The sequence below is a fragment of the Proteiniphilum sp. genome (assembly GCF_034927365.1).
Lineage (GTDB): Bacteria > Bacteroidota > Bacteroidia > Bacteroidales > Dysgonomonadaceae > Proteiniphilum.
In genome coordinates, this window is sequence record NZ_JAYFQD010000003.1 from 141229 (window position 1) to 153771 (window position 12543).

At 42.9% G+C, this 12543-nt stretch carries 7 protein-coding genes; 6 read left to right on the top strand and 1 reads right to left on the bottom strand.

Annotation, left to right across the window (positions count from 1 at the left end):
• Positions 1–31 precede the first annotated feature (31 nt).
• The 5 genes from VB073_RS01730 to VB073_RS01750 all read left to right on the top strand — a co-directional run bounded on the left by VB073_RS01730 (position 32) and on the right by VB073_RS01750 (position 9118).
• Positions 32–1717: a hypothetical protein gene (locus VB073_RS01730; protein WP_323402416.1), complete on the top strand. Its 1686-nt coding sequence runs from the start codon at positions 32–34 to the stop codon at positions 1715–1717.
• Positions 1718–1888: 171 nt separating this feature from the next.
• Entirely contained in the window at positions 1889–2551 is a 663-nt protein-coding gene (locus tag VB073_RS01735; RefSeq protein WP_323402417.1) for a hypothetical protein, read from the top strand.
• Positions 2552–2555: 4 nt separating this feature from the next.
• On the top strand, positions 2556–5270 hold the full coding sequence (locus VB073_RS01740) for a S8 family serine peptidase (protein ID WP_323402418.1): 2715 nt from the start codon (positions 2556–2558) through the stop codon (positions 5268–5270).
• The gene (locus tag VB073_RS01745; RefSeq protein ID WP_323402419.1) at positions 5267–6187 is read left to right on the top strand and encodes a PorV/PorQ family protein; all 921 of its coding nucleotides are present in this window, start codon (positions 5267–5269) and stop codon (positions 6185–6187) included. The genes VB073_RS01740 and VB073_RS01745 overlap by 4 nt, the downstream gene beginning before the upstream one ends.
• Before the next feature lie 45 nt (positions 6188–6232).
• Positions 6233–9118 carry a M16 family metallopeptidase gene (locus VB073_RS01750; protein WP_323402420.1) on the top strand — a complete coding sequence of 962 codons (2886 nt, stop codon included), beginning with the start codon at positions 6233–6235 and terminating at the stop codon, positions 9116–9118.
• Between the two features lie 124 nt (positions 9119–9242).
• On the opposite strand, the gene VB073_RS01755 is transcribed toward VB073_RS01750, so the two are convergent.
• Complete coding sequence (locus tag VB073_RS01755) at positions 9243–10457, bottom strand: MFS transporter (protein WP_323402421.1); 1215 nt, start codon at positions 10455–10457, stop codon at positions 9243–9245.
• A 248-nt stretch (positions 10458–10705) separates the two neighbouring features.
• On the opposite strand from VB073_RS01755, the gene VB073_RS01760 reads away from it, so the two are divergent.
• Positions 10706–12379: a hypothetical protein gene (locus VB073_RS01760; RefSeq protein WP_323402422.1), complete on the top strand. Its 1674-nt coding sequence runs from the start codon at positions 10706–10708 to the stop codon at positions 12377–12379.
• Positions 12380–12543 lie beyond the last annotated feature (164 nt).

Here is a 12543-nt window from a genome sequence, read left to right on the forward strand (position 1 = left end):
GATAAGTTTCGTGATAAAAATTCAATAGAATATGAAAAAATTCTTACTATATTTAACAGTGTGTGTGGCAATAATTGCCACCGGCTGTACCGATTTCGGAGAAGAAACTCAGTTGACTTTTCCTGATGCTCCGCCTGTGGAAATATCAAACATTTCCTCTGAAAGTACCAGTATCACCTTTAAGGTAGTGCCCAAAGGGGAATCTGGATTCTATTCGTGGATGGTTGTTGCTGCTGATGAGGCAGACACTTCTATTCAGGCTGATCGTGTGTTGAAACTTACTGCGGGTGGACTTGCAAAGGGTATCGCCAATTATGAGAAGAAGAGTGATACAGTTGTAACCGTAACGAAACTGACTCCTTATACGGTATATCAGATTTATGCAGTAACCGCGTCTAAAGACGGGATCGTAAGCGTGGTAAAAAACGCCAGTATCCGTACCAAGGATGACGGAGGTAAACCTACTCCTACTAAATTTGCAATTGCAGATACTACTGTTACCCTTACTTTCCACGAACCGTTACAACGCGGAAACGGGAAAGTATATGTGTCGTATTTCGCAAAAAATACCCTTTCAGGTCACAAACCGTTGAAAATAGCTGCTGGATTTGAAGCATTTAATCCCCAGGATATTGTGCTGGAGGAAAGTCGATTGTCGGTCAGTGGAAGTGAGCTCGTTATCAAACTTCCGAAGGCTCCGGCAGGTGCTTATGCCAGTATAACCTATGATGAAGGTGCTGTGCTCGACCTTGAAGGAAATAAAGCTAGTGCTTATGTGAATAAAGCGGATACGCTTATAAGTGGCGCTCCTTCGCGTGGAATTACTGTGGCTGTTGCTAATAAAACATGGAAATTGCGCAGTGAATTTGCAGACATCAATCCCGATACAGTGGCTACATTTGAAGATTGGTATGAATTCTCAATAGCTGCTCTTCCCGATAGTGGAGTTGTTATCCGTAAAAAGATGGAGGAGAAACCTACCGTGACTTTCCACGAATCAAACAAATTCACGACTATAAATGTGGATGATTGGGGTATATCAAAGAATGTCCTTCTATTCTATCTTCCGGAAGAACCTGTTCGTGGTGCTACTGTTGACCTCTTTATCCCGGCCGGCGCTGTGGAGGATGTCTATGGTAACAAGAACGAAAAATTGACCGTAGAAGGTAATTATCTCTACAGCTATGGATATACCATGGCAGATATTATAGGAACCTATGAGATTAGGGGGATAAATGCATCCACGGGAGCTCCCATTGCACCGGAAACGGTAATCATCGTGGCAGATGAGGAAAGCGATGATGAGAATGCCGTGATTATTAAAAATATGGCAAAAGCTATCACAGGCGTAGACTCGGAAGTTGAAGCAATTTTTGATCCGGTATCGGGTGCATTAACTGTGGAGGATTGGCAACTTCTGGCTAAGGATTGGACACACCCGAATCCTGCGGTCGGAACGGCCGATGTATTCTTCGCTACTTATAGCTCACCTGCGATTATATTCGCGGTTACATCGCCGGGTAACATCGGTCCTTCCAATGATATATGGGGCTATTACTTAGCGAGAGGTACTACGAATGTCGGTGCGGTGAGATGGTATGATTCCAGTTCTGTCTGGGTACGTACTTCAACAGCAACAACATCGGCAGCTATTCCTACTCCATTTGGTGTGAAGGAGATGCCTTCGTTGAAGATTGAAAGTATGCGTAAGAAGTAGATTATTGCTTGAAATTTAAATAACTACATAGAAAGGGCGTTCATTCACAGAACGCCCTTTCGTGTATAAAATTTGCGGGGATTAAGAATTTATCTTATTTTTGTGAGATACAGCGATATTATTTACTGTCCGGGGATGAAAACTATTCAAACCCGAAAAAAATTTTTGCGTATGAAAAAAATAACAATTTCCCTGATTACCTTGTTATGTGTACTAACAATAAGTGCACAGGACATTACTACCATGTGGCCCTATAAATATCCCGATTTCCGTGATGGAACGGTCTATTTTAAAAGCCGGCAGACTTTGTCTGCTCCTGTTAATGTGCATTTGCTCAAAAGTTCATTGCACTATCTGGATAAAGAGGAAATAAAAGAGGTAACCACCTCCGATATCGTACTGGTACAAATTGACAACGACAGCTACTTTATGCGTAATAACCAATTGATATATGTAATCGCAGGAGATAGTCTGGCTTTTCTGGGTGAAACTATACTGGCAGATTTCGGTACCTTACGGGATATTGGTGGCGCTTATGGCTCATCGGCTAACGTACAGGCAACCAATCAACTTACCTCTATAGATATCGGTGGTATTACAATTACCAATCATATGGAATTGAAAAGTAAAAAAGATGGAGGTACGCTTCTCCCACTCGCCCGAAAATATTATATTGTAACTTCAGAGAAGATCTATCCTGCAACCCGTAAAGGTATTGAATCGGAGTTATCGGGAAGTGAAAAGGAGGCATTTAAACAATTTGTCAAACAACATAAGATTAATTGGAAACGTCAGGAATCGTTGATAACGCTGTTGGAGTTTTTTAAAAACTGAATAAATGAAAAGAAATTTCTTGTTTTTAATCCTCTTGTCGTTTGTGGCTTGTACAAACGAGATTGTGTTGCAGGATGAAAAAGAAGCGGCCGGGGAACCGCAACAGATTATAGAACAATTGTATGAAGAGGGATATGTGCGAATTCTCGTTTCTGAAGACCTTTCTGATAAAATGGAAACAACAGCCCGTAGCGGAGGATTGCGCTCGGCTGCTATGGCCGCTGATGATATAGTCTCACAAGTTAAAATCCGCTCGATGGAACGTACTTTCCCTTATGCAGGACGTTTCGAGGAACGTACCCGTAAAGCTGGCTTGCATCTCTGGTATGATGTGATATTCGATACCGAAGTGCCTATTCATGAGGCAAAACAGAATTTATCTGCTGTAAGAGGTGTCAGAAAAGTGGAGTACAGGCCGGTGGCGGCACGCTATTGGGATGATAGCGTGGTGGAATACACTAACCAGATAGCACAGGGCATAGTGGGAACCCGGGCGACAACCTTTAATGATCCCCAACTAAATAAACAATGGCATTATCAAAATGACGGATCATTGGGAGGCAATTTTCGCAAAGGAGCCGATATAAATCTGTTCAATGCATGGGATTATACTACCGGTAGTCCGGAAGTGATTGTCGCCGTGATCGATGGAGGTGTCGACTACACCCATGAGGACCTTGCCGCCAATATGTGGGTGAATTCCGCGGAGAAAAACGGCACATCGTCGCTGGATGATGACAAGAACGGATATATTGATGATATCCATGGTTACAATTTTGTGTCCAATATAGGAAAATTAGTACCACATAATCACGGTACACACGTCGCAGGTACGGTGGCAGCGGTCAGCAATAACGGCAAGGGAGTGGCCGGAATAGCAGGAGGAAATGGACAAAATAATACCGGCGTGCGTATCATGTCGTGCCAGATTTTTGTGAACGATGATGACCCTTATGCCGGTAGTACCGGGCGTAAAGGGGCGTCAGCAATTAAATACGCTGCCGATAATGGCGCCGTCGTCTGTCAGAACAGTTGGGGTTATCCCACCCTTACTGAGACACCGGCTTCTGATAAGGCCGCAATTGATTATTTTATCACTTACGCCGGGATTGACGAGAATGGACAGCAAACAGGCCCCATGCGTGGCGGTATCGTGATTTTTGCCGCGGGAAACGAAAACAGGACGGCGGCGGCACCCGGAAACTATGAAAAGGTGGTTGCGGTTTCTTCCATCGCTCCTGATTTTAGAAAAGCATACTATTCCAATTTTGGTAATTGGGTAGACCTGGCAGCACCGGGAGGTGATGTGCAGAGTTTTGGTAACACCGGGACGGTGCTCAGTACAATTGTCAATGGGTATGGCTATATGCAGGGCACTTCGATGGCTTGCCCGCATGTCTCAGGAGTAGCTGCCTTGGTCTTGTCACATTTCAAACGTTCCGGTTATAATCCTGATATGTTACGTGCACGCTTGGAGAGTAGCGCCACTAATATCGACGATTACAACTCGAGTTACCGGGGAAGGCTCGGAAAATTGGTGAATGCCCATGCAGCGCTTGCCGGAGGAAGTACAACGCCTCCAAATAGTGTAGGAACAGTCACAGGGAGTGTCAAATCGAATATCGTCACCCTCAAGTGGGCTGTGCCCCGTGATCCCGATGATACTAAAGCTTCAGGATTTAATGTCTATTATCGTAAAACGCCATTGACCGGACTGAATGTGAACAATCCGCCTGCCGATGTGATGATCAGGAGCTTCTCTACAGGAAATCATGATGTAGGAGAGACTTTTGAGGCTGAAATAAAAGGCCTTGATTTTGAGACAAGGTATTATTTCGTGGTGAATGCCTTTGACTTTTCCGGTAATTTTTCTCCTCTCTCGGCACAGGTGAGCCAGACAACTTTATCGAATAGCTTACCCTCTATTACTATAGTTGATAGTGTGGATGTAAAGATGAAACCTCATCAGAACGTGATCCTGCGTTTCTCCGGGAATGATCCGGATGGACATGAGCTATTCTGGGATTTAAAATCTTCACTCGCCGGTGTTGCCCTTGTGGATATGGGCGATAACACTGCTCAGGTTACCATTACGGGGGTACAGGCGCAAGTAGGAGAAAACAGGCTGGAACTTGTCCTGAGTGATGAATACGGAGCTTCAGTGACCCAGGAAATCAAATTCGAAGTACAACCGAACAGAGCACCGGTGATCGTGCAATCTATGGACGATTTTCATATAGGTGCCTTGAATAAGGAGATTTCATTGTCGATTGCCGATTACTTTAAGGATGAGGACAACGAACTCCTGCGGTATACCTTTACCAATACGGCTCCGCATATTGTCAACGTAAACGAGAATATGGGGCAATTATATATTGTGTCAATTGCTTACGGACTGGCTGATATAACGGTGACGGCAACCGATGCCGTGGGATTGTCAGTATCACAACAGTTCAAAGTGCTGGTGAGAGATAGCCGGCAGGAAATAGATGTTTATCCCAATCCTGTAAAGGACTTTGTCTGGCTACGAACGGGTGAGGATCAACGTTGCTCCGTAGCGGTTATCAATAACGCGGGAGTGAAAATGTTTGAGGGTGAGTTGGATATCTCTCCATTCTCCCCGGCAAAAATCGACATGTCAACATTCAGTGGGGGTGCCTATGCCGTGATTATTAAATATGGGAATAAGGAAATCAAAAAACAGATAATCAAATTATGAAAAAGCGATACTTAGGCACTGTCACACTCCTGACGTGTATGATAGGACTCTCTTACGGACAGACCGCTTCCTTTCTGAATTCCTTTTCAGATGCCCGTACGGCCGGGATGGGAAATGCCGGTTATGTCTTGTCTTCCCCTTTTGCTGTACATCATAATATAGCGGCAATGATGCCCAAAAGTGGCCCGTCGGCAGGAGTGGGACTTTCAGGAGTATTCTGGCAACCCAATGCTATAAACAGTACGATTTTTAATGTCTCCGGATACACGAAATTTAAAAATTTCGGTTTTGCAGTAGGATTTCGTAATAACTCTTTAGGTGCCATAGAAGAAATGGATGACCAGGGAAATGCAGGTGCATCATTTTCTCCCTCCGAATATGCGTTGGAGGTGGGGGTAGGTTATAACGTTAGCGCTGATATCTCTTTGGGGGCAACTATGCGACAGATCGGATCGAATATATATAAAGATAATAAGGGATCTGCTGTTGCCGCTGATATAGCATTGTTGTATCATAGTGCCGATTTGACGTTGGGATTAGGCCTTACCAATCTGGGATCAAAAATTGACTACGGTAGAGGATCATATAGTCTGCCTTCACGTTTTCGCACGGGAGCAGCTTATCAATTCCTTTCAAAAGATAAGCACGCCTTAAAAGGTGTTGCAGATGCGGCCTATCAATTCACGCCTGATCACAGTGGTGTTGCTGCCGGATTAGGAGCTGAATATAACTATAATAATATGCTCTCAATGAGGACCGGCTATCATTTCGAAGGAGAAAAGGTAGGCGACTCTTACGCCACCTTGGGTGGTGGTGTATATTTCTCCGGGTTCTCTTTTGATATAGCCTATATGATTGGTGGCAGTAACAGCTATATGGGGCAGACGATGATCTTCTCCCTCAAATGGACAAAATAAGTCGTCGTCTTGAGTCTTGAGTCTTGTGTCTAAAAATCTTATAATATGAAACGAATTATTATTTTATTGATTGCTTTTGGTTTTTTGCTGAATGGTTATTCGCAAAATTTTACCAGCTATCAGCTCGAAAATGGACTGACCATTTATCTATGGCCTGATAAGAATCAACCCGACGTTACTGGCGTGATAGCAGTGCGTGCAGGTTCTATCGACGAACCTTTGGAATATACCGGATTGGCACACTATCTGGAACATGTGCTCTTCAAAGGAACAGAAAAAATTGGTGCTCTCGATTGGGAGAAAGAAAAAACTCATTATGAGAAGATTATTCAATTCTACGATGAATATGCTGCGACAACGGATGCTGCTAAGCGGAAGGACTTAGAGAAGAAAATCAATGAAGAATCGATTGCGGCGGCACAGTATGCTTATACAAGCGAATTCTCTAATTTAGTGGAAGGTATGGGAGGCGAAGGACTCAATGCAGGCACTTCATACGATATGACTTATTATTATAACAATTTTCCTTCGTTTCAAATAGAAAAATGGTTAGACTTGTATTCCGAACGTTTTATTAATCCGGTTTTCCGTTCATTCCAGGCAGAATTGGAAAATGTATTCGAAGAGTATAATATGTATCAGGATAATAATAACACACATATCAGCCAGTTCCTGTTCTCTCATCTATATAAAGGACATCCCTATGAACGTGATATTATCGGTTCTCCCGAGCATTTGAAAAATCCGCGCTTGAGTAAACTTATCGAATTCTATAATACATGGTATGTACCGAATAATATGGCGTTGATCCTGGTGGGAAATTTTGATCCGGAGACGGCAAAACCATTGATCGAACAGAAGTTTGGGAGGTTGGTGGCTAAAACGACTCCCGAACGCCCTTCCTATCCGGAGACCAGCTTTTCGGGAAATCCGGCTTATTCCGCTAAATTGGGCTATTCTCCGATGGCTGTCTGGGGATTTAAAGGGGTCCCGGTGGGACATCCCGATGAGATAGTGCTCGAATTTTGTGCGAGCCTTCTTTCAAACTCGATGAGGACCGGATTACTTGACAAGATAACTCTCGACGGTGAAGTACAATTTGCCGGTGCAAGCCTCGACTCGAGAAGAGACCAAGGGCGCTTTATCATTCAAGCGGTACCTTACTACGACTCGAATCAGCGTAAATACGACTCGAATAAGACTGTACAAAAGAGAGTGATGCAGGAGGTCGATAAACTGAAAACGGGCGCTATCGAAGATTGGTTGATTGAGTCGGTGAGGAACAGTGAATTGAGGGAATTCGAGTTGATGCTGGAATCTCCTTCCAGTAAGGTAGGGCTTTTGCGTACTATCTTCTCCTACAACCTTCCTCAAGACTATTTTGCCAAATTTCCCGAGAGGATCAAAGCCATTACAAAAACCGATATCCAGCAGGCTATTAAAAAATATATCGATACGGACCATTTGACGATATCCATTGAAGAGGGAACACCGAAGAAGAATAAACTGAAGAAACCGGATATCAAGCCGATCGAACAACCCAAGGGTAAGGCATCTGAGTATGCCGCTTATTTGAAGAGTATTCCTGTCGACCCGGTGAAAGAGGTGTATAATAATTTTTCCGATGTGACCGTCGTCAATATGTATAATAGAGTTACATTACACCATTCTGTAAATCCCCTGAATGATTACTTTTCTCTCACATTGAAATATGGTATTGGTACAAAGCAGATGCCGAAATTGGAATACGCGGTGGATCTGATGAACTCGGCCGGTGTGATGCCCGACAAGGATGCTCAAACGGTACGTCGTGAATTCAGTGAACTGAATGCTACCTGTAACTATAGGGTAACCGACGACTATCTCTATATTAACCTGGTGGGATCGGAAGCCAATCTGGAAGATATATGCCGGTTGATGACCCTTCAGACATTAATGCCCAAACTCGATGAGAAGCAGTTGAACCGTGTGATTGGTAGTGACATTTCTACCCGGTTGATGTTCGAGAAGAAGAGCGCAGACATGCTGGGAAGTGCCTTAATGGAGTATGTATTGTATCAGGATCAATCCGATTATATCGATCGACTGAAGCTGGAAGAAATCTACTACCTTACCATCAGTGAGCTTACCGGAGAAATAGTACGTGCTACGGACTATGAATTAGATATTCACTATGTGGGTAAGAAGCCGGTCGAAGAGGTTGCAGAATTATTAAAAGCGAACCTTCCATTGAAAGAGGGGGTGAAACCAAGTCAGTCCCCCCTGGTACAGGATCGCGTAAAGTATGACCAGCAGACCATCTTCTTCCTGCCCAATTCCGATGCGCAACAGGCTAAAATCTATTTTTATGTTGAAGGATTTGATTATACGATCAATGATCAGGTGAGTATTGATGCATTCAACCAATACTTTAGCGGTGGATTTAACGGTCTGGTGATGGAGGAAATCCGGGAGAACAATGCAATGGCCTACACCTCCTACGGATATCTCTCTACGCCTCCCCTCCAGCGCAAGAATACCTATTTCCTGGGATATATAGGCACACAATCGGATAAGGTGGCAGACGCCATCGATTTATATATGAAACTATTGACTGATATGCCATTATACCCGGAACGGATAGACAATATTAAAACCTATCTGAAGCAGAGTGCCCTGACGGATAAACCTACCTTCCGCCAAAAAAGTCAACGTTTCGCCGGCTGGCGAAAACTGGGTTATCCTGTAGATCCCGCACAAATCCACATGCAGAAAATAGACAACCTCACTTTTGATCAGATTAAAAATTTCTACGAACAGAAGATTAAGGGAAAACCGATTACGATTGTCATTATGGGGGATCAAAAACTGATTAACACCAATCAAATAGAACAGAATCACGGGAAAATAACACGTTTAAGTGCGAATCGGTTATTCAGCAAAGAGCAATAAAAATTATTTTAGTGTGTTTTCATCGATGTCGATTTTGATATAAAGCGATATTCGCTTCATTTGTGAAGATTTCAGCCGGGGAACGGATAAGGTATAGCTTTGTTACGTTCTCCGGCTTTACTGTTTATTTTTGCCGGTCGAGCTTCATGGCTGCCGGGGTGAGGAAAGCGGCAATCCCGGTTATTAATATCACTGCTCCTGATAGGATAAACGATGCAGTGAGACCTAAACCATCGGCCAGAAAGCCTATGCCTATTAATCCCACCATGGCAGGGATAAGGCTCACAGTGTAAAACATGGAGAATACCCTGCCGAGAGCCGCCGGATCTATCTTGGTTTGTATAAGTCCGGTGAATGCCGAATTGTAAACTGAGCCGGAAACGCCTCCAATGGCTGTCAGTACGGCAAACCATACGAATCCGTCGGGAGACAAAAGGCCGGATAAAAGAAACGTGATTCCACATAATAAATACATCCAGTTTATCAATGCAACACGGTTGACCTTATATACCTTTGCGCCCATGATTGCACCGCCTACCAATGCTCCCACACTCCATATCGCCTCTATAATGCCAGCCTGGAATTCTGTCCCTTGGAAATAATCCAGAGTCATCAGAGGAAATAAAACGCTAATGGGAATAATAAAGAACATTACAGATACATCGTATAGGAAAACCCAACTTAACCCCCTGTTTCTGAGTATAATCATGGCTCCCTCTTTCATCTCCTTCAAGATATGCCTTTCTCTGCCCACTTCATTATCAGGATTAGGTATATGTACGAAAAACAGCGAGGTGACAGCCATCAGAGCCCCAGCTACGTCGAACAGCAATACATACTCTATATCCCATATTGTTATCAACATGGCTCCAAGCGCCGGCCCTGCGATCTGGCTGACGGAAGCGATGATCTGATTTACTCCTGCTATACGTGTCAACTGATCTGTAGGAGCCAGCAAAGGAACAGAAGCCTGCATCGCCGGCATATGGAATGCGGACCCTATAGAACGTAAGCCCAATAAACCGAATATGTGCCATATCCGGGCAATGTCAAGCCAGAAAAGAAAAGCCAATGCCAATGTGCATAATGCGATAAATGAGTCGGCAAACATCATGATCCGTTTACGATTCCAACGGTCAATCAAAGCACCTGAAAAAGGTCCTATAATCGTTTGAGGCAGCATGGCGGCAAATGCTGCCCAGGCCAGCATCTCTGCAGAACCGGTCTGAAGGCTGATCCAAATAATGATAGCGAAATTGACAAGGCTGCTGGTAAGGATGGAGAAAAACTGACCACTCCAGATTATTGCAAAGGCTCTCTTCCAATTATTATTATTCATGCTGCATGCTGCTTAAAACCATAATTTAAATGAATGGTAGTGCTATAACGGCACAAAAGTAATAACTGTTTATCGATTGACAGAATTTAGGGAAAAAATATCGGTTAATTGAGTTTTTTTACCTTTTATGTAGCTGCTTTTTCCAGAAATGAGAAGGAAAAATAATGAGACAGAAGTTATAAAATTCGGACATTACAGAAATAAATTCTTATATTTGTATTCATTATTATAGTTGAGGTTATAAATCGATGTGGCGGTTGTTTATTTTTTGGCTGTCTCTGTTCTTTCTTGTCTCCTGTATTTCGTGTAATGACAAGGATGATGAACGTGTGTACCAGAGGTTATCACAATGGGATAGTATGGTTGACAGTATGCCACAACGAGTCACAGATAGTCTTTTGAATATTGAATATGAGAATCTTAGTCGTCCCTTTAAAGCTTATTATGGACTGCTCAAAGTAATCTCGGATGATAAGACTTATGTCAATTTTACCAGCGACTCTCTGATCAATTCTGTTAGCGACTACTATCGTATCCATGATCCAAAAAACCGGAATTATATACGTGCACTGGCTTATCAGGGTATTGTGCGTACCCGTATGGGTGTGAGGGATAGTACGGTGTATGACCCTCTCAGAGAAGCTGGTAAACTGCTGCTTGCCATGCCTGATCCCGATCCCTCACTTGGATACCTGATCAATTACTTTCTCGGTAATATTAACTATAATAGCCGGAATTACACGTCGGCAGATGAGTACTTCCGCCGAACACTCAATTATGCACGCCATGAAAAGGATTCCATCCATCTGTTTGACACTTATCTGGCACTTTATTGGAATGAAATGGAACAAAAAAAGATTGAGAAGGGCCGATTATTCCTCGATACCCTTGCTACTTTTTATAACCGGCTGCCCGGGAAAGATTATTTTATACTGAACGCCCAATCCATCTATTTCGATGTGACGGGTGAACCGGAAAAAGCGCTCGAACGGGAAAAAACCAAATTACTTTTATACATAAATCAAGAGGAAAATATAGAATTATCAAGAGTCTATTATAATATATCGAACAGGTATGTAGGCCTTCAACAGTTGGATAGCGCCATGCTATACGCACAGATGGCGATAGATTGTATTCAGGATCAATCCTTCATGCAGAACTACCTTTATTATCATAATGTGGCCAATATTGCCGAAAAACAAGGTGATTTCGAACTATCTAACAAATACCTCAAAAGCGCCTTCGAATTGCATAATCAATCGATTAGTGACCGTCTGGATACACAAATTGCAGAACTGGAAAAGAGATACGATCTCACGGAAGCTGAAAATGAGGTTCTTAGGGCTCGTCAACAAAACCTGCGTATTGTTATCGCTACACTGATTCTGGTAATTGTGCTTGTCTTTATCCTGATGTATGCCTGGAAGGTGAGGAGAACTGCCAAGTTGAAACTGCTTCAAGCTGAATATACAATGCAACAACAGGAATTGCAAGCTAAAATTTTGAGGGAAGAAGCGGGTAAACGTAAATGGTTGTTACAACTCTATAGTCATATCTCGGGACGATTGGCTTTTCTGCAAGGGGAATTTGAAGCTCTTACCCAACGCTATATCTCTTCCCATCCGAAAGTCTATCGGGATATGGAACAAATTTTGAAAAATACCAATACCGATTTGAAAGATATTACCAAAGTTATCGCTACGGATGATGAAACTTTCTTCGCATATACCCAATTAAAAGATGAAGAGGGAATATTCAATGCAACCGAAAAAATGTTGCTGATGTTGCTGGCATGTGATGCCGACAACCGACAATTGGCCACTTTCATGAATACCAGTTTAGAGAGTATCAGGGTGAGAAAATCACAACTTAAGAGGAAAATGCAGGAAAAAAACCTGGATACGAACCTGTTCCATGAATAAATCGCCGTTAAACTGGATGTGTTAAATGTATTGATTTTGAGTGTTTTATGCTCTTTTTTGCCGTTAAAATACAGATGAGGTATTGTTTTTTGTGTCTTTCCTCTATTACTTTGTGTCTATAATTTACAATTATTTTATAAAGCAACTCGGTAAGAATTTATCAT